Here is an 18792-nt window from a genome sequence, read left to right as displayed (position 1 = left end):
TGTCGAGTGATGTTCTCTACTCAGCGGACACCCTTCGTCCGGCTGTGGCTGGCGGTTCTCGGCGGATATCTGGCGCTCGGCGCGACGCTGCAGGAACTTCCCGGCTACGTATCCGACCGCTTCGGCGCGAGTCCGTTCGTGGTCGGGGTCGTTGTGGGGTCGGCATTCGCCGGCACCGCACTGACGAGGCCATTCGCCGGCCGGGCGGGTGACGCGGGCAGGGCGCGGGCGGTCGCCATCGCCGGGGCCGTCTCGGCTTCCTGTGCGGCATTGGGGCATCTGTGGGCGCCGAATCTCGTCTGGCTGCTCGCGGCCCGGGTGCTGATGGGTGTCGGGGAGGCGGCGCTGTTCTCAGGGGTGCTGCCGTGGGTGCTGTTGAATGTTCAGTCCTCGCGGTCCGGTCGTGTCGCAGGATGGTTCGGTCTGTCGATGTGGGGTGGGCTGTCGGTGGGGCCGCTGGTGGCGGTCAGCGCCGGGGAACTCGGCGGGGCGACCGCCGTGTGGGTGCTGGTCGTGCTGCTGCCCTCGATATCGGCGATTCTGCTCGCCGGTGCCCGGCGTGGCCGGCAGCACACCGGGCGCATCACCATCGGTGGGTGGCGCGATCTGGTTCCGGCCAGTGTCGGCGGGCCGGGGCTGATGCTCGGGATAGCGGCCTACGGATATGGCACCCTCACAGCATTTTTGGTGCTCTTCCTCGATAGTCCAGGGATCGGTGGTGCCGGTGCCGGGCTGGCGCTGTTCTCGTCCGCCTTCCTGGTGACGAGAGCGCTCGGAAGCCCCCTGGTCGATCGGTTCGGTGGTCATGTGGTCGCTCGCACGGTCTTGATCATCGAGGCCGCGGGGCTGCTGTTTCTGGCGTCTTCGACGACACGATCGGTTGCGCTGGTCGCGGTCGTGATCACTGGTGTCGGGTTGGGGCTCATCTATCCGGCATCGTCGCGAATTGTCTTGGGGGAGGTGGCCGCCCGGACCGCGGGCGCTGCCATGGGCGTGATGACGTCGTTCTGGGATATCGGAATTCTGGTCGCCGGTCCGATGAGTGGTCTGGCCGCCGCCCGATCCGGCTACCCCGCCGCATTCTTGTCCGCAGCTATGGTCGTGATGGTGGCCGTCGTATTCACGCTCCGCCTCCGGCCTCGGACCTCAGTGCGACACAACACTGTCGGCAAGTTGTCGCGGACCCACGGCAGCTGAGACGGTGACACATACTCCGGAGCGATTCAACACCCGATTTCGTATGCGCTGGCCGAGGGCGCGGCCCCGGCGTGATCATGTCAGGTTAGTGTGTGACACAACTGAATTGGTGGTGGCCGCACAGCGTAGTGATTGACCGCTGGCAACGAGAGTTCGACGAGCTGACCTCCCGGGTTGGGGGCCGCTTCGCTCAGGTGGAGACCCGCTGTGCCGCGGCGCGGATGTTGAGCGGGATGGTGTCGGAACTGCCGACCAAGAACTGCTGGACGCTCGCCGAACACGCCGGCGACCGGTCTCCGGACGCGATGCAGCACCTGCCCGCGTCGGCGATTATCGATAACGCTGGACTGTGAGATGACACGCGCGACTACGTGATCGAGCATTTCGGCGCCACCGACGCCACGCTCGTGGTCGACGGAACCGGCGACCACAAGAAGGGTGTGCACACCGTCGGGGTGCAACGCCAATACACCGGCACAGCCGGCAGAGTCGAAAACAGTCAGGTCGCGGTCTATCTCACATACGCCACGGCCCCCGGGCACGCATTCCTCGACCGCGCCCTCTACCTGCCGAAATCGTGGACCGCCGACCCGGCCCGCTGCCAGCAGGCCGGTGTCCCCGACGACGTGCGCTTCGCCACCAAACCCGCCCTGGCCAAACGTATGATCACCGATGCACTCGACGCCGGTGTCCCCGCACCTTGGGTGACCGGCGACGAGGTCTACGGCAGCGACCCGAAACTGCGTGCAGCACTCGAATCCCGCAGTACCGGCTACGTTTTCGCCGTCGCCTGCGACCACCGCGTGGCGACGTCCACCGGTCGTGTCCGCGCCGACGCCCTCGCCGCGACACCACCGAAGGTGGCGTGGCAGCCGCTGACGGTCGGTTACGGTGCCAAAAGGCCCCCGCGCCTACGACTGGGGCTGGATCGAGATCGGTCCCGACGACGACAAAGCCGTGCCCGGATGCCGCTGGCTGATGATCCGCCGCAACCAGCGCACCGGCGAGCTGGCCTTCTACCGCTGCTGGAACACCAAGCCGGTGCCGCTGGCCCGGCTGATGAAGGTCGCCGGCCGCCGCTGGTCGACGGAGGAGAATTTCCAAACCGCCAAAACGCTGACCGGGCTCGATCAGCATCAGGTCCGAAGTTGGCGGTCCTGGCACCGCTGGACCCTGCTGGTCCATGCTCGCCCATGCCTTCCTCACCGTCTTGGCCATCGCGCATCCCGCCGATGAGCCATCCACCGGCCTGATCGCCGTGACCCGCAACGAAATCCGCCACCTGTTCAGCACACTCGTACTCATCCCCGCCTGCACCGTCAGTCACCGACTGAGCTGGTCACTGTGGCGCCGCCGACATCAATACCGTGCCCGCCGCAGCCACTACCAGCGACGATCCCGGCTCACACCATGATCACGAAGTCCGGCTGGAGTATTAGCACGACAGTTGTATTTCGTTGTGTGTCAGGTGTTTTCGCTGGTAGCGGAGTTGTCTCGCGTTTGCTTGGTGGTGGCGGCGCCAGCGGGTGGCGGCTAGGGCGTGGGTGAGGGTGCGGGCGGGGTGCATGATCACCGCCAGGAGACGGCGGATGTCGGCGACTGTGATCGGGCCCAGCCCGCGTGGGCTTTTGGGTCGGTGGCGGCGGTGACGGCCAGGAAGGCGTGGGCGAGAATGGCCAGGGTGATGTGGCGGTACCAGCTGTCGTAGCGGCGGACCTGGTAGTGGTCCAGTCCGCATTGGTCCTTGGCGGCTTGGAAGCATTCCTCGATCGCCCATCTGGCTCCGGCCACGGCCACGATTTGCTCTCGCTCGACGGTGGCGGGGTGAAAGCACAGGTAGTAGGCGATATCGTCGGGGTCGTCGAGGGATCGTCGGGCCAGCAGTGTGCGCACGTAGCCGACGGGGACGTCGCCGAAGGACGGCAGGGTTGCCCATGCCCAGTCGTATTCGCGTTCGCCGCGCACGCCGGGCCCGGCCGAGATCTGATGCCACGCCTCGGCGGGCGCGCGGCCGACGAGGGTGTCGACCCGGCGGCGGCCGTCGAGGTCGGTGACAGTTTGACGGACCGGCACTTCGACCATCTAGGGCAGCCGCCGTGCTTCGAGGAAGGCCCGGAACTTCCCGTCCCGGCCGTAGGCGGAGTCCGCGGCGACCCACCCGGCTTCCACACCGGCGTCTAGGGCGCGGCCGAGCATCTTCTCCGCCAGCCGGGATCATGGGCCAGTTCGGCCGCCCCCGCGGCGCGGCGGGAAGTGTCGCGGGCTGGGTGATGGCACATCGCTCATCCAACCGTCGACGCAACCGATGGGTCGTCTCACTGCTCGACGTGCGCACCACGGACCGGGTCCTCGAGATCGGCTTCGGTCCCGGCTTCGCGGTCGCCGAACTGAGCCGCCGAATAGGCGACTCGGGGCACGTCCACGGCATAGACCATTCCGACGTGATGCTGCGGCAAGCACGCAGACGCAACGCCACGGCTATCGCCGCCGGCCGGGTCAACCTGGACAGAGCCTCGGTCGAACAGCTGCCACCCTCGATCCGCCCCGGGCTCGACGCCGTTCTCGCGGTCAACTCCCTCGGGCACTGGCCCGCGCCTGCCGAGCGACTCATCGAATTACGTCAGTTGCTCAAGCCCGGCGGATGTATCGCCATCGCTTCTCAGCCACGTAGCCCAGGCGCCTCGGCCGACACTTCCCACGCCAAAGCCCGCGAGATCGAGGCCCTCGTGGCGGTCGCCGGCTACGTGGGCATCAGGACCGAGACGCTCGGCCTCAACCCTCCCGTTGTCTGCGTCCTTGCTATCAACCCGACCGCATAGTGAATGTAGGGTCCGGCGCTCCATCAAGCGCCGGCTCGTTCAACTCCGCGCCGCAAGAGAAGCCGCCCGGAATAATGACCACTCGGACACGATCGAGTACCTGCGTCACAGCGAGCTAGGGCTTACTCTCAAGTGCCTGGTCCATCTAGGTGGCGGCTTCGACATGCCGTTTGCCTTCTGGCAGCATCCTGACAAGGGCGGGGAGATGCGGCTTTGTGAACTAGATGCTGCTACCACACAGCGCGCGTTCGCCGATAAATGTCGAGAATCGGTTGGAAGCTGCCGCTATTCGGGGTCAGCAGGCGAGGTGGCTGTGAAGCGCGTCTGATTGTGTGCCCTTGGTGCTAGCAACGTGCTCAGGAGGCGGTCGACCGCTTCTCCCATGAGTCGCCGGGTGACTTGAGGGACTTCGGCGCGGGCGATCGCCAGCCCGGCTTGGACGAGCGCGCCGTACAACAATTCCGCCAATGGCTCTACTGGCTGGTTGGCTAGGATCCCAGCCGCCACCGCATTGGAGAGCCCGATCGACAAGAGCCCTCGGGCGCACCGAGGGTCATCGGCGCGTCGCCAGCGGTCCCAGCCCAGGACCGAGGGGCCGTCCATGAGGAGGATGCGCTGGATACGGGGATCCATGCACGCGTCCAGAAAGGCCGCTGCCCCGGCCCGAATCCGCTCGTCCGGACCGTCGGCGGTCTCGGCAGCCGCGATCAGCCGCTGCGCGACTTCCTCCTCAGTAGCCTCGTAGGCGGCCAAGAAGAGTCCGTCCTTGTCGGCGAAGTGATGGTAGAGAGCACCGCGAGTGACCTGGGCTCGGGCCACCACCTCGGACGTGAAGGTGTCGGCAAAGCCCCGTTCCGCGAACAGATCAATGGCTGCCCGGACCAGCTCGCTCCGTGTTGCTATTCCCTGCTCGACCTTGCGGTTTGCGACAACTGACATGACTTATATCGTAATGGGTCGGTAGATATTGACCCTGCCGTCGAGTTCCAGGGTTGCAGGATCGGCGCGGCCGGTCGCGACCAACAGAAAATGCAGGGGGTCTGCGGCGATCTCGGGTCCCCCGGTGCCGAACCGCAACTCACCGAGATCATGCAGCATTATTCGAGCTGGCCCGTAGTCTCGCTGTTTCAGGCGATCCTCGATATGGGCGACGGCAGCGGCGAGGCCAGGGCCCCGGTCAGATGGCAGTCCGATCGCCGAACGTATGTCGTCGGTGTGGACGTACACGTCGTACCACAGCAGCAGTGTGGCCTGACTGAGCGTGTGACCGAGGTGGCCGCTGGGTCGCTGCCAGGCGGTGGGGGCCAGCACCTCCAGGTAGTCCGTGATCACCCGGGATGACTGGGCGAGTAAGTCGGCTATCTCCTCGGGGCGTAGCGCCCGCAGTCCGCGCGCCTGTTCGTCGGGGGTCCTTTTGCCTGCGTTGCCGGTCGCCGAATCCGCTGCGGTACCGGCGATGTGGGCAGCGACGTCACGCACGCTCCAACCGGTGCATCGGGTGGGCGCGTCCCAGTCCTGCGCAGAAAGTTGGCGTATTAGCGCGATGATGCTGTCGTATGCCAGTCGCAGGCCTACTGCCAATGCAGGTCCGGCCGGTGCCATCATGACGTTCTCTCCGGCAGAAGGGCGTGAGCGATACGCTCGAGCTGAGCCAGCGGGTCAGTGAGGGTTCCGATGCGGACAACAATGTGCTCCGCGCCCTCCCTCACATACAGATTCATTCGTTGGCGGCACCCCTCTTCTGGGCCGTAGGCAAAAGCTTGGACCTGCTCGACCATTTCCAGCGGCAATCCGTAATAGGCCTGCGCATAGGTCTCGAGTTCGGCCCTGGCCTCAGCTGGATCATCGTTGAGGTTCATGGTCAGATAGAGCGCGCTGGTCAATGCTGAGGGCTCGCGTCCCGCGTTTGCCGCCGCCGACAGAAGATCCGCGCGCGAAGAGCCATAGTCCTCGGGTCGGGGTGGGTAGGGAAGCCAGCCGTCGAAGACTCCGCCTGCCATCCGGAGGGCGCGTGGGCCTGCGCCCGCGAACCACACAGGGGGACCTCCGCGGCGGCCGGGTACTGGAAGCGTTTCCAGTCCGTCCAGGTTCCAGTACCGGCCCTCGAAGGACAGTGGCGTGCCGTCGGTGTGATTCCACAGCTTCTTCCATAGCGTGACTGTTTCCATCAGTCGCCCGGCTCGTTCGTGCATCGGCACGCCGACAGCACTGAACTCGGCAGCCGTGCGAGGACGGGGAAATCCAGAGCCCACACCAACGATCAGCCGACCTTCGCTGATGTGGTCGAGAGTGGCTATGGCGTGGGCGGCAAGAAGCGGATGGCGCAGCGGAGCCAGCAGCGTTGCGGTACCGACTGCGATCGTGGATGTGGTCGCAGCGATGGCCGACAGCAGCGACAGGGGTTCGAATCGCGGTGTCGCCAGCAGCGAGTCGCCGGTCCAGACCGAGTCGAACCCAAGCCGCTCTGCCTGTCGAGCGAAGGTAATCAGCCCACGCGCGTCCCAGTCGCCACGCAGCGCAGCTTCTCTCGTCGGCAGCAGCACACCGATCTTCACGGCGCCTCCATCAGTAGCGCTGCGAGTTGTGCCGGTGCCGTGACCATCGCGTCGTGCCCTGAGACGAGTTCAGTGACAGGCCAATCGAACTCGGCTGCCCAATCCGCGAACGGGACACCGTTGGATGGCGTGCACAACACGGCTCGACAGGGAATGTCATCGACCGCGCCCGTCAACTGCGTGGGTTCCTCGAACGTTTTCAAGGGTTGGCCGGTAAGCAGCGATTCCAGCCAGGCCACGTCCGCCGGCTCGGTGACACCACAGAGAGGGGCGGACGGTGCAGGGATCAGCCATCCGTCGCCCCTTGCGGCCGCAGCCTGGCGCATCGCATCACTGAACCATTGCGGTGCCCGCTCATGCAACGACTGCCCATCATTGCCCACCCAGGCGTCGAGCATGACCAACCGGGCGACCCGGTCAGGCAGTCGATCGGCCGCCTCCCGGACCACGAATCCGGCATAGCTGTGCCCGACCAGCACCACGTCGGTGAGTCCGGCAAGTACTGCGGCCACGTCGTCCACGTGGGTTGATAGGCCGATCTCTGGACGGCAGTCGGCCGCGTACTCGCCGAGACCACTCAATGTTGGGGTGTGAACAGTATGACCTGCGGCTTCGAGTCGCTGGGAGACCCGCTCCCAGCACCAGCCACCATGCCACGCACCGTGTGTCAGCACAAAATTTGTCATGCCGCGACTATACGTACAGGCGGCATGTATGTACAGTCGGGCTATCGAACTACTGGAGAACACATGACGGCAACCCAGCCGCCGCAGCAGACGGCAACGCACGAACAGATCTGGCCCAAACGGCTGCCACGGCGGCTCGCGATCCCCGATACCACGCTGTGGTTCAACCTCGAGGTGACAGAACGCCGCTACCCCAACAAGCCCGCGTACATCTTTTTCGGCCGGGCCATGACTTATCGGGAGTTGCGTTCGCAAGCCGAACGGCTCGCAGGCTGGTTGCAGAGCGTCGGCGTCGGCGCGGGCGACCGGGTAGCTGTGATGATGCAGAACAGCCCCCAGTTCGCCGTGGCCGTGTATGGCATTCTGCGTGCCAATGCCGTTGTGGTGCCTATCAATCCGATGAACAGGGGTAGTGAGCTGCAGCATTATCTCAGCGATGCCGAGCCCAAAGCGTTCATCTGCGCCGCCGACCTCGCCGAGACTGTGAACGCTGCCACTCACGCCGCGCCGCTCGGGCATCATCTTCACGCCGTGCTGGTGACGCGATACGCGGACGCCATGCCCTTGATTGGTGACCTCGACCCGGCGGAGTTGCCGACAGAACGGATCGAGGCTTGGCTGCGGTCCGAACCAGCGATACCGGACGGCTACGCCCGATGGAACGATGTACTCGAGCAGGATCTGGTCCCGGGACCATTCACCGCCGAACCGGACGATCTCGCGGTACTGCCCTACACCTCCGGCACCACCGGACACCCAAAAGGTTGTCTGCACACGCACCGCAGCCTTATGAGTAACGCGATCACCGGAGTAATCGGGCACACCACCGTCTCTTCGGTGGGGCTGGCCGTTGTCCCGTTTTTCCACATCACCGGCCTGATGTCGTCGGTTCTGACCGTGGTGTTCAACGGCGCTACCTCGGTGATCCTGCCTCGCTGGGATCGCGAGCTAGCAGGTCGGCTGATTTCGAGATATTCGGTCACCCATTGGACCTGCATTCCGACGATGATCGTCGACCTCATGGCCAGCCCGCACTACCGGACCTTCGATCTCTCCAGCCTTATCCAACTCAGCGGCGGTGGCGCGGCCATGCCGAAGGCGGTCGCGGAGCGCCTCGAGCGGGATTTCGATGTCACCTTCTGTGAAGGCTACGGACTGACGGAGACTGCAGGACCCACGCATTTCAACCCGAGCGACCGCGCCAAGAACCAATGCCTCGGCATCCCGATGTTCGACGTCGACTCGCGCGTTGTCGATCCGAACACCCACCGCGAAGTCCCGCTAGGCACAGTCGGAGAGATCGTGACCCGCGGCCCGATGGTTTTCCAGGGCTACTGGCGCGATCGGGACGCGACCGAAGCAGCCTTTGTCCACATCGGTGATGAAAAGTTCTTCCGCACCGGAGATCTCGGCTGGATCGACGAAGAGGGCTACTTCTTCATCGCCGATCGCCTCAAGCGCATGATCAACGCGAGCGGTTTCAAAGTATGGCCGGCGGAAGTCGAGGCGCTATTGTTCCAACATCCGGCCGTCCAGGAAGCGTGTGTCATTTCGGCCAAAGACGACTATCGCGGTGAAACCGTCAAAGCGATCATCGTACTGCGTCCGGAGGCGGCCCATTCCACCACCGGCACGGACATCATCGAGTGGGCGCGCAATCATATGGCGGCATACAAGACTCCACGGATCGTGGAGTTTGTTACCTCACTGCCCAAGTCCGCAGCTGGAAAGGTTATGTGGCGGACCCTGCAGGAGCAGGAACATACATGAACTATGCGGCAGCGAACCCTTTACCGGCTATGTCGAGGGTTGTAGAGCTCACCGAGCTGTCGGCGAACCTTTTTCGCGGGCAGTGCCACGCTGCTTTTCCGGGCACGGCATTCGGCGGCCAGATGGCAGCACAAGCGTTGGCCGCCGCCGGTCGAACGGTGCAGGAAGGGAGCGAACCTCACTCCCTGCATGGGTACTTCATTCGCGCAGCCGACGCTGAACGGCCTATCACCTATATGGTCGAGCAAACCCGCGACGGCCGTTCCTTCTCAACTCGTCAGGTAACCGCTGGTCAGCACGGTCGGACAATCTTCACGTTGATGGCATCATTTCACCGTGGCGAAGATGGTCCGTCGTATGGGCCCCCGATGCCCGACATGCCGTTGCCCTCGGACGTGCCCAGTCCTGCCGAATTGGCAATGCTCGCAGGAGGATTGGCCGGCGATATTTGGCGGATGCAGCAGACGCCGTCGCAGGTGCTCGATGTCAGGGTCGTTCCGCAACCGATGATTGCGACCCCGGCAGGCGAGGATCGTCGGCTGTTCTGGGTACGAGTGCGTGATCGGCTCCAGGAAGAGCATCTGGCTCATGCCAGCATGCTGACATATATCTCCGATATCAATATCGCCAACACGGCGGGGAGGCGCACGCCCGGCGAGCGCCGGATAGCTGCCTCACTGGACCATGCCGTGTGGTTTCATCGCCGGTTCCGGGCCGACGAGTGGCTGCTGTATGTCCTGCGCAATGAAACTGTAGCGGCGGGCAGAGGCCTCGCACGGGGTGAGTTCTACACCCTCGAAGGCGATCTTGCTGCGTCAGTGATGCAGGAGGCGCTAGTTCGAGAACTGCACACGGACAGCAACCCGAGCGCATGACTCTGCAGCTCGGCCAGGGGCGCGAAGCGTACCCGCTGTAGGGAAAGGACGACACCCAATGAACCTTGAACTCACCAACGCGGAGATCGCATTCAGGAACGAACTGCGAGCTTTCTTCACCACAGCCTTTCCGGACGACATACGGGAACGCGCGGCCTCCTTCGGCCAGCTGGGGCGCGAGGACATCGTTACCAGTCAACGGATCCTCAATTCCGCAGGCCTCGCGGTCCCCCACTGGCCGATCGAGTGGGGCGGTAAGGACTGGACGCCTGTGCAACGTCATATCTACCAGGACGAGATGGACCTTGCTTCGGTTCCGGCACCGCTCGCCTTCAACACCGCCATGGTCGGTCCGATCATCGCGACGTTCGGATCGCGAGAACAAAAAGAGCGTTTCCTACCCGCAACAGCCAACCTCGACATCTGGTGGTGTCAAGGGTTTTCCGAACCGGAGTCAGGATCGGACCTGGCCTCTCTCACGACGCGAGCCGTCCGGGACGGCGCGGACTACATTGTCGACGGGCAGAAGACCTGGACCACCCTCGCCCAGTACGCCGACTGGATCTTCTGTCTCGTCCGCACCGATCCGAACGCAACACGGCCTCAACACGGAATATCGTTCCTGCTCATCGACATGACCACGCCCGGGGTCACGGTGCGCCCCATTGAACTGATCGACGGCACCTACGAAGTCAACGAAGTCTTTTTCCAGAACGTGCGGGTGCCGGTCGAGAATTTGGTAGGCGAGGAGAACGCCGGTTGGAGCTACGCCAAGTTCCTGCTCGGCAACGAGCGCACCACCGTGACCCGGACCGGGCAATCGAAGGTCATGATCGCCGCCGCCAAAAAAGCCGCCGCGGGCGTGCGGCTCCCGCGCGGAACGTTGCTGGACGACCCGATTTTCGCTGCACGCCTGGCCGAACTCGAGAACGAACTGATGGCGCTCGAATTGACCCAACTGAGGGTGGTCGCCACGTCCGCCGAAGGCAAACCTAATCCGGCGTCGTCGGTGCTCAAACTGCGGGGATCACAGTTGCAACAGGCCGCGACCGAACTAGCGGTGGAGGTAGCAGGCCAGGACTCGCTGCCGATCGGGATCGACGGCATCGGCTCGCCCAACTGGGCACAGCGCTCGGTGCCGCATTACCTGAATAGCCGGAAAGTCTCTATCTATAGCGGATCCAGTGAGGTACAGCGTTCCATCATTGCCTCGTCGATCCTCGGAATCTGTCAAACCGGATGAGACCGGTCATGCCACGAATTCTGTGTTGATGTTCTCCTTCGCCGGTTCGTTGATCCAGGCCGCGCTGGGCAGCTTGGGTGGGGTGGGAGGCCGCCGGAACCGGCCGGGGTTGGCTGCGTAGGCGGCGGACAGCACCGTGGCGCGCTCGGCGCGGATCTGGTGGGCGGTGCCGTCGTGAACCGTTGCGGGGGTGTGCAATCCGATGCCGGAGTGCCGGTGATGGTTGTTGTAGTAGGTGAAGAACGCCTCACAGAAGCGCTGGGCCTCGCGGATGGAGGCGAAGCGGTCCGGGAAGGCCGGACAGTACTTGAGGGTCTTGAAGTTGGCCTCGGAGTACGGGTTGTCGTTGGACACGTGCGGGCGCGAGTGCGAGCGGGTGATGTTGAGGTCGATCAGCAGCTCGGAGACCGGTTTGCTGATCATCGGGCCGCCGTTGTCGGCGTGGATGTAGTCGGGCACGACCCCGTCGTTGGCGGCGATCGCGTCGAGCTGGAATTGCTTGGCGATCCACTGGGATTCACGCGGGACCACCCGCCAGCGGATCGCTTTGCGGGAGAAGATGTCCAGCATCACCAATAGCACGTAGTAGATTCCTTTGCCCGGTCCCGCCAATTTCGTTGTGTCCCAACTCCATACCTGGTTCGGGCCGGTGGCCACCAGCTCCGGTTTGGTCCGGGCCGGGTGGGTGGCCTGGCGTCGGCGCTCGGCCACCTCGCCGTGACCGCGCAGCAGCCGATACATCGTCGAGACCGAGCACAGATACCGGCCCTCGTCGAGCAGGATCGCCCACACCTGCGCCGGAGACTTGTCCACGAACCGCTCGCTGCGCAGCTCGGTCAGCACCGCGGCCTGCTCGGCCGCGGTCAGGGCGGCCGGATGCACCGCTGGCCGCCGCGGACCCTGGACTGGTGGTTTCGGGTTTCGGTGCCGGTGCAGGGTCGCCCGCGACTTGCCGGTCAACCGGCACGCCGCGCGCTGGCCGACCAGCACCTCCAACTCGCCGGTCGCGGCGTCGATCACTTCGGCGGCTTCGGCTCGGAATCCGAGCTGCTGGAGAGCATCTCCAGCAGCTCGACAGCTTTCCCAGCACGGCCATCGCTTTGTCCTTGCGCTCGAGCTCCGCCCGCAAACGCGCGTTCTCCGCTTCCAGCTTCTCGGCCCGGCGATCGGCCTCGGATTTCGCCGGCTTCGGCCCGGTTGTCTTGGCAGCCAACGCATTCAACGCACCCGCGTCCCGCGCCCGCCGCCACTCGATCACATGAGAGTGATACAGGCCCTCCCTGCGCAGCAGCGCGCCCCGCGCGCCCGGCTCGGTCAGCAAGTCGTACTCGGCCACGATCGCGGCCTTGTACTCCGGCGTGAACGATCGTCGCTTCGGCCGCGCCGAATTCGTCCCCTTCTTCTTCGGCTTCTTCGCCGCGCCGTTGTCGGCGGGCAGATCGGCCGCACCCATCGTCACCTTGCTCGTTGTCCCTGAACTCGCCCTACATCATCTACAGGAAAGATACAGACCGCATGGTCTCATCCGAGTTTGGCAGGTAGGGCCTCGGATTGTGAGTGGCAACAATGAATTTCGAGCTCACCGACGAGCAGATTCTGCTGCGCGACACTACCCGTGAAGTGCTGAGGCGCAGGTCCAATACCGAGCCGGGTGGGAACGAACCTTTATGGAATCAACTCGCCGAGATCGGCCTTCTGGGACTCACCTTCAGCGAAGCGGACGGCGGATCGGGTGCAGGCCTTGCCGAGGCCATGATGGTCATGACCGAGATAGGGCGCGCCCTCGCACCGGTGCCCTACCTCGAGGGCGTGCTCATTCCCGGTGAACTGATCGTCGCCGTCGGGACCCCGACGCAACGCACCCGATATCTGCCGGCACTCGCATCTGGCTCGACCACCCTCGCGTTTGCCCATCAAGAACCCGGCAGCAGATGGCCTGCCAACACCGTCGCGACAACAGCGGGGAAGTCGGATGATAGGTGGACAATCACCGGTGTCAAGAACCCTGTACTCCACGGGGACCGCGCGAAAACCTTGATTGTCACGGCCACACGGCCTGGTGATGGCATTGGACTCTTCCTTGTCGACGCCGACTCGGCCGATGTAACCCGCACGTCATACCGCACCCACGACGGGCGAGGTGGTGCCCAGATCCGCTTCGAAGCCGCTGAGGCGGAACCTCTCGGAAGCGACGACGAGTCGGCCGCGATCGCTAGGATCGACGTATTAGCCCAAGGCGCACTATGTGCCGAGGCGGTCGGACTTATGGAAGAAGTCCTGAAGCTGACCGTCGACTATCTGAAGCAACGCAAACAATTCGGTACTGCGCTCGCGAAGTTCCAAGCACTTGCCCACCGAGCGGCCGACATGTACGTCGCGTTGGAGCTGGCAAAGAGCATGAGCTTGTACGCGACAATGTCACTGGCCGACCGGATCAACGATCCCGTGCGTGCATCGCGGGCCAAGCTCGCGGTCGGGAGGGCCGCACTACTGATCGGGAAAGAAGCGATACAGATGCACGGCGGCATCGGGATGACGTCGGAATACGCTGTCGGACACTATGTCTCGAGGTTGATGGCGATCGAGGACACGCTGGGAAGCTCCGACACGCACCTTCGGGTGCTTGCAGACAATATCGCTTCGTACGCCAGGGTCAACGTGACCGAATGACGATGCGAACCAAGAACAGCCCCCAGCCACCCTTGGGTTCCAACCCGGGGCGCTCTGTGCGGGGAGGCCGGTAAACGTTGATTGTGCTGTCCGTGGTCGGTGACCAATGCCAAGTAGAACAGTCCAAGATCACCACCGAGGGCGGCGACACCAGGTGGATCACCTGGGGAACCGACAACCGCCACCTGCTTCCCAGCTGCATCGCCGGCCGCGAGTCCTGCCCGCTGTACCTGTCGGAACACCGACCGGTCCGCACCGCGGGCCACCATCGACCCGAACGACATCTGCCCGGAAACAGGCCGCGTCCGGCTCGGCTACGACCGTGCCTGCATCCTGCTCGCCCACTACGGCGACGGCTTTGGCTGCACCTCCGGCACTCCTCGGCCACCCACCTCAGCGACGCCAACGTCATCACGACCAAGCCCGGACGCAAATCTCTAGGTCAGTGCAGCGCTACGTCAAACCCGGCCTCGCTGCCTTCCACGAAGCCACGAGCCCTGACCAGCCCTGCCCATACGGCAAAAGCACCAGGTCAGTGGGCTGCAGCTCGGCTACCTGACCCCTGGCCGTAGCCTCGGGAGTATTGGCCTGATCCGACGGTCGGGTGGGAGCATCGCTGGGTGATAGACGACAGTTCCAGCCCATCGGCAGTGACGTTGAAGTTCAAGACACAGCACTGGTCGGTGCGTCCGTCGATGGTTGCCGTCGGGGCCGCGGGAGAACAGCACCCAGCAGGGCTGGAGATGTCCACTGGCAGCCAACTGTCGGCGCATTTGCCGGTGCGATCGGGACAGGCCAGCATGTTGGACATCATTCAACGTCGTCATGTTGGGCTGGTCGTAATTCCAATAGCGGCAGTACTTGTCCGGATTGGTAGTGGCGTCGGCTGAGGCGGTTGCCTATGCGAACGGGACAACCGCTGCAATGGCGAGGACGAAGGTGGCTGCTACCAGGACGCGTCAGCTTAGCGTGGCCGTGGAGGTGACCGCGGCGAGTGCGTTGTCGAGCCGGCGTAGGCGCCGGCCCGGTCGCGAAGTAATGACTTCGATCTGAAGATGCGTCAGAAGCCACGCCGTCACAAAGACGGATCGGCCACGGTGACGCCTATTTACAAGACGACCGTCCGCTGCGGTCATACCGTCGACGTAATCGATCGATGGGAGTTGAAATCAATGACCGGATACGTGGCCACCGCGGAAACCGATATCAGTGCCTCGCCGGCGCAGGTATGGGCTGTGCTGGTCGACCCCGAGCAGATCCGCCGGTTCATGTTCGGGGCCGAGGTGCACACCGACTGGCAGGCGGGCAGCTCGATTGTTTGGAAGGGCGAGTTCGAAGGGCGGGCGTACGAGGACAAGGGCGAGATCCTTGCCGTGGAGCCCGGCCGGTTGCTGAAGGTAACCCACTACAGTCCGCTCGGCGGCCAGCCGGACGCGCCAGAGAATTATCACACGCTCACATACAAGCTGACCGAGAACGACGACACCACGACCCGCCTGTCGCTGAGCCAGGACAACAACGCCAGCGCCGAGGAGGCCGAGCACTCCCGCGGCATGTGGGAGGCGCACGTCAGCGGCATCAAGGAGGCCGTTGAGCGCTTAGTTGAAAAGCGGGAGTAGTGGTGCTGGGACCTCGCTACGCAAAGCGATACCGCTCAACCACGCTGCGGCGACCCGTACCGCCGGGCGAAGTATGATCATTTCGCCAGGTCCTCTGCGGTGGCATAGGTGAGCAGTAGGCGCTTTCGGAGCATGTCGAGTTTCGTCGGCCATAGCACTGTGTTTCTGGTGTTTTAGGTTCACGGTACCCTCGGTTGGGCCATTGCTCCACGGCGGGGTGAGCCCCGCGGTGACCGCGGCGAAATCGTGTTCGAGACCAGTGACGAACGGGTGCAGTGTGGGCACGTCGCCGCGTGCGTGATTCATTCCAGGAGGCGGTTGCCGCGCCGGTCCCACATCATGACCGCGCAGGCGCCGACACGGTGGCGGGCGGCCGTGATTTCCGCGCGACAGGCGAGGATTCCGACGAGCCGTTGGCATCGTCGCTGGCGAGCGCGTCCGGGTCGCGCATGCCCATGCGGTCACGGGTGCGAATCTTTGGTGCCGCCGACGGGATCGCCGCCCGCCGCCGTGTCGATTTGCGGTCGGCGCGGTAGGGCTGTAGGTAACGGTAGATGGTGCGCTCGCTGCCGCGGTATCCGAGTTGATCAGGTCAGCAGTGAGGACTGCATGTCGGTGCAGCCGTCATTTCACCGCGTGAGCAGATGCGGGATGAATCCATCGAGCAGCCCCCAGGAGGTGGCGGCGGCAATCACGTCTTCGGGGGCGGAAGCCGCAACGAACCGGCGAGCCGTTTTCCGCTCGATGCCAAGCTGTTTCGTGATCGTGCGCAGCCCCCTGTGCCTTGGCGGTGCAGCGGGTGGATGGTGTTGTAGCGTTTGATGGTGTGGGCACGCAGTCGCGAAGGACGATCGTCGGCCCCAGCTGTATGTGGCGGTGAAACTGCACCGCCTCGATCGACTGCCATGGGTTCTTAAAATAAGCCTTTCGGCAACCGACGGCTGACCATCGGCTCGGTGACCCGCCCCCTCGACGAACTCACCCCCTGATCGACTGGCTCGGATACCGGCAGGGACGCTGGCGTGACACCGCCAACCCGCACCTGATCATCAACAAACGAGACTGCCTCGACACCCGAGCCATCAGCGACATCGTTCTCAACGCGCCGTTCCGCCCCCGAGCTGCCACCCTGGAAGCCCTCCGCGTCGACGGTCAACTCGACGACGCACTCACCCACGGACCCGACACGCTCCACCTGGCCATCGTGTTCGGACTCGACGAGACCACAGCGATCCGATACGGCGCAGCCGCGCGACAACTCATATAAACCCCAGCCGAGGAACATGATCCACTCCACTGGATTAAGCACGAACCCAAGGATCAACTCGCCCTAAATCTACATCAGCATCCTTGGGTTCCCGCCGAGAAACCCTCAGTCGCATGAACCCCGGGCAAAGCCCGGCCCTCCCGCCGTACCCAGCGTGCCCATTATTCAGCACCGGACTCTGCACGAGATCACGCCGCAGGACTGGATGATTGCGATGCTGTCGGCCAGCGTGCGGGAATTGTTTTGCACCGGTAGCGAAATCGGATAGTCGACACCGCCGAGAGGTCGAACAGTTCGACTCCGTCGAAGGCGATCGGTTGCCATCCCTGTTGGGAATTTAACCGCCGCTGGATAGCCTCCCAGGACAAGCGATGTCGATGCATAACCCAATCCGCGTGCAACGACCTCCGCGAGGCCATTGCGTGCTCAAGTTTCGCCACGACTGTATGCCGATCGTGGATGACGGCGCTGACTGCACGGATTTCAGAGCATCAATAGGCCCATAACTCCACCTTCGCAAGATCATCCGCGACCAGCCTGGCCCATTGGTCTCGATCTGAGATCAGCCAAGCCACGGAAGTATTCGATCGTCGGTAGGCGAACACAGTGTGCGCACCACACGGGAGGCCAAAATCTGCGTAGGTTCTCCGATGTTTGCTGGGAGTGTTCCGGGCAGGCTCAAGTCCAGACCTGAGCCCGCAGGAGGCCATGATGAGCAACATTGAGGACAACCTAGCGCTGAGGCAGCGGACCAAGCTACGGGTTCCGTGTTCGGCCCGGCCCACCGACTGGGACTTGGACGCGGGTGGGCCGCAGGAGTGGCAGCAAGCTATCGAGACATGTAGGCAATGCCCTGTGCTTGCACAATGTAGTGACCTCGCCCAGGTATTCACCACCGCGGGTATGGAGCCGCGCGGGGTGATTTGGGCCGGAGTGCCATACGACGACAGAGGCAGAATCGTCGTGGATTTAAACCAGTACAAGAATTCTCTAGTGCTCCGCGGTCCGACAAGAATTTCCCGCAGGAAGGTGGGCGCGTCGCCATTTCATCGACCGATATGCGAGTCGTTCGAGGTCACCAAGGTGAAGGGCGTGCAGTTGACCATACGCCGCCGGAGCCACATCAGAGGATTGCCAGACGCGGGAACTTCCCACTGAAATCCCATGCAGGGCACCCACATCGTGTAACCGGCCATTAACTAGTTCGGCGAAATCTACGCATTTGTACTCATGTCTTCCGCGATGTCGATGTGAGGAATCAGGACTTCCTTGACTGTCTGTTATCAAGTGACGCTTGACGTTTCAGCCAGCTAGTGATGGTGTGTCGGCCGTTGTCGGTGTCGATCGGGAAGGCGGTTCGTGTATCAGCAGGCGCTGGCGGAGTATCGGTATCGCGCAGTGTGCGAGGTGCTGGGTGTTGCTTGATCGGGGAGGTCGCGGTGCGGTACGGCAAATCGCGGCAGTCCGTGCACACTGGCGTAAACGGCTCAAACAAGCGAGGAATGGCGGGCTTGGTCGATCGGTCCAGGCGGCCACACCACAGCCCGACCAAGCCGTCCGCCGAGGTGGAAGCGCTGATCTGTTAGCTGCGGCGTGAACATCACTGGTGAGGTGCCCGCCGGATCAGCCACGAGCTCGCCCGCCGCGGCACCGACCCGAGGCCGTCACGGCCGACGGTGCACCGTGTTCTGATACGCAACGGGCTGGTCAGCGTGCAGGTTCAGCAGCACAAACGTAAATATCGACGCTGGCAGCGCCAAGCGCCTATGCGTCTGTGGCAGCTCGACATCGTCGGTGGGTGCCGCTGGCCGATGGCCGCGAATGCAAACTGTTGGCCGGCATCGACGACCACTGAGGTTCGTGGTGGTGTTCGCGATATTACGAACGCCGTCGGCGTGCAGGACAGAGGCACTTTCGCATTTCCGCACAGCCGTACCAGCGGCCTTTCGCAAAAAATCTAGGCTCGTCTGCACTGCGACCCAGCCAGAATCGGGCTGTGCGGCGCGGACGAGTCAGACCGTGCCGTCGCGGAGTGCGCCTTCTCCACCCGACCCAGCGAGATCGTCGCGGTCAGGGGCGCGTGGCTCCGTG

17 protein-coding genes and 1 pseudogene are annotated in these 18792 nt (G+C 63.8%); 10 read left to right on the top strand and 8 right to left on the bottom strand.

Features of this window, described 5'->3' with window-relative positions:
• The first annotated feature begins 9 nt into the window (after window positions 1–9).
• The 3 genes from ACQP2U_RS24295 (at window position 10) to ACQP2U_RS24285 (ending at window position 2450) form a co-directional block, all read left to right on the top strand.
• Window positions 10–1197: an MFS transporter gene (locus tag ACQP2U_RS24295; RefSeq protein WP_433709593.1), complete on the top strand. Its 1188-nt coding sequence runs from the start codon at window positions 10–12 to the stop codon at window positions 1195–1197.
• Window positions 1198–1289: 92 nt separating this feature from the next.
• Window positions 1290–1550, top strand: a complete 261-nt coding sequence (locus ACQP2U_RS24290) for a hypothetical protein (protein ID WP_433709592.1) — start codon at window positions 1290–1292, stop codon at window positions 1548–1550.
• Window positions 1551–1568: 18 nt separating this feature from the next.
• Window positions 1569–2450 carry an IS701 family transposase gene (locus ACQP2U_RS24285; protein WP_433709591.1) on the top strand — a complete coding sequence of 294 codons (882 nt, stop codon included), beginning with the start codon at window positions 1569–1571 and terminating at the stop codon, window positions 2448–2450.
• Between the two features lie 316 nt (window positions 2451–2766).
• On the opposite strand, the gene ACQP2U_RS24280 is transcribed toward ACQP2U_RS24285, so the two are convergent.
• Window positions 2767–3279: a transposase gene (locus ACQP2U_RS24280; RefSeq protein ID WP_433709590.1), complete on the bottom strand. Its 513-nt coding sequence runs from the start codon at window positions 3277–3279 to the stop codon at window positions 2767–2769.
• Window positions 3280–3413: 134 nt separating this feature from the next.
• Between ACQP2U_RS24280 and ACQP2U_RS24275 the strand changes: the two genes are divergently transcribed.
• On the top strand, window positions 3414–4016 hold the full coding sequence (locus ACQP2U_RS24275) for a class I SAM-dependent methyltransferase (protein ID WP_433709589.1): 603 nt from the start codon (window positions 3414–3416) through the stop codon (window positions 4014–4016).
• A 285-nt stretch (window positions 4017–4301) separates the two neighbouring features.
• On the opposite strand, the gene ACQP2U_RS24270 is transcribed toward ACQP2U_RS24275, so the two are convergent.
• From ACQP2U_RS24270 to ACQP2U_RS24255, 4 genes are read right to left on the bottom strand one after another with little or no spacing between them, the layout of a single operon-like run.
• Window positions 4302–4955, bottom strand: coding sequence for a TetR/AcrR family transcriptional regulator (locus ACQP2U_RS24270; protein ID WP_433709588.1), 654 nt, complete (start codon window positions 4953–4955; stop codon window positions 4302–4304).
• A gap of 3 nt (window positions 4956–4958) precedes the next feature.
• Entirely contained in the window at window positions 4959–5621 is a 663-nt protein-coding gene (locus ACQP2U_RS24265; protein ID WP_433709587.1) for a maleylpyruvate isomerase family mycothiol-dependent enzyme, read from the bottom strand.
• Window positions 5618–6571, bottom strand: coding sequence for an LLM class flavin-dependent oxidoreductase (locus ACQP2U_RS24260; protein ID WP_433709586.1), 954 nt, complete (start codon window positions 6569–6571; stop codon window positions 5618–5620). The genes ACQP2U_RS24265 and ACQP2U_RS24260 overlap by 4 nt, the downstream gene beginning before the upstream one ends.
• A complete protein-coding gene (locus ACQP2U_RS24255) occupies window positions 6568–7257 on the bottom strand; it encodes an alpha/beta fold hydrolase (protein ID WP_433709585.1) in 690 nt (229 codons plus the stop codon). Before ACQP2U_RS24255 ends, ACQP2U_RS24260 begins: the two co-directional genes overlap by 4 nt.
• On the opposite strand from ACQP2U_RS24255, the gene ACQP2U_RS24250 reads away from it, so the two are divergent.
• Genes ACQP2U_RS24250 through ACQP2U_RS24240 form a run of 3 tightly spaced genes read left to right on the top strand, consistent with a single transcriptional unit; the run spans window position 7171 to window position 11145 of the window.
• The gene (locus tag ACQP2U_RS24250) at window positions 7171–9027 is read left to right on the top strand and encodes a long-chain-fatty-acid--CoA ligase (RefSeq protein WP_433709584.1); all 1857 of its coding nucleotides are present in this window, start codon (window positions 7171–7173) and stop codon (window positions 9025–9027) included. The genes ACQP2U_RS24255 and ACQP2U_RS24250 overlap by 87 nt on opposite strands.
• Window positions 9024–9902 carry an acyl-CoA thioesterase gene (locus ACQP2U_RS24245; protein ID WP_433709583.1) on the top strand — a complete coding sequence of 293 codons (879 nt, stop codon included), beginning with the start codon at window positions 9024–9026 and terminating at the stop codon, window positions 9900–9902. Before ACQP2U_RS24250 ends, ACQP2U_RS24245 begins: the two co-directional genes overlap by 4 nt.
• A 58-nt stretch (window positions 9903–9960) precedes the next feature.
• Window positions 9961–11145: an acyl-CoA dehydrogenase family protein gene (locus ACQP2U_RS24240; protein WP_433709582.1), complete on the top strand. Its 1185-nt coding sequence runs from the start codon at window positions 9961–9963 to the stop codon at window positions 11143–11145.
• A 6-nt stretch (window positions 11146–11151) separates the two neighbouring features.
• On the opposite strand, the gene ACQP2U_RS24235 is transcribed toward ACQP2U_RS24240, so the two are convergent.
• Both ACQP2U_RS24235 and ACQP2U_RS24230 read right to left on the bottom strand, forming a co-directional pair.
• The gene (locus ACQP2U_RS24235; RefSeq protein WP_433709485.1) at window positions 11152–12165 is read right to left on the bottom strand and encodes a transposase; all 1014 of its coding nucleotides are present in this window, start codon (window positions 12163–12165) and stop codon (window positions 11152–11154) included.
• A gap of 106 nt (window positions 12166–12271) precedes the next feature.
• Window positions 12272–12598: pseudogene (locus ACQP2U_RS24230) on the bottom strand (hypothetical protein); the annotation flags it as partial.
• 113 nt (window positions 12599–12711) lie between these two features.
• Here ACQP2U_RS24230 and ACQP2U_RS24225 point away from each other — a divergent pair.
• Both ACQP2U_RS24225 and ACQP2U_RS24220 read left to right on the top strand, forming a co-directional pair.
• Complete coding sequence (locus tag ACQP2U_RS24225; protein ID WP_433709581.1) at window positions 12712–13815, top strand: acyl-CoA dehydrogenase family protein; 1104 nt, start codon at window positions 12712–12714, stop codon at window positions 13813–13815.
• Between the two features lie 1172 nt (window positions 13816–14987).
• Window positions 14988–15434 carry an SRPBCC domain-containing protein gene (locus tag ACQP2U_RS24220; RefSeq protein ID WP_433709580.1) on the top strand — a complete coding sequence of 149 codons (447 nt, stop codon included), beginning with the start codon at window positions 14988–14990 and terminating at the stop codon, window positions 15432–15434.
• Between the two features lie 913 nt (window positions 15435–16347).
• Here the strand turns inward: ACQP2U_RS24220 and ACQP2U_RS24215 are convergent.
• Window positions 16348–16719, bottom strand: a complete 372-nt coding sequence (locus ACQP2U_RS24215) for a hypothetical protein (protein ID WP_433709579.1) — start codon at window positions 16717–16719, stop codon at window positions 16348–16350.
• A gap of 690 nt (window positions 16720–17409) precedes the next feature.
• Here ACQP2U_RS24215 and ACQP2U_RS24210 point away from each other — a divergent pair.
• Window positions 17410–17859: a WhiB family transcriptional regulator gene (locus ACQP2U_RS24210; protein WP_433709578.1), complete on the top strand. Its 450-nt coding sequence runs from the start codon at window positions 17410–17412 to the stop codon at window positions 17857–17859.
• Window positions 17860–18792: the final 933 nt, after the last annotated feature.

The organism is Nocardia sp. CA-084685 (assembly GCF_050955785.1).
Taxonomy (GTDB): Bacteria; Actinomycetota; Actinomycetes; order Mycobacteriales; family Mycobacteriaceae; genus Nocardia.
This window is presented reverse-complemented; position numbering and strand designations above follow the sequence as displayed.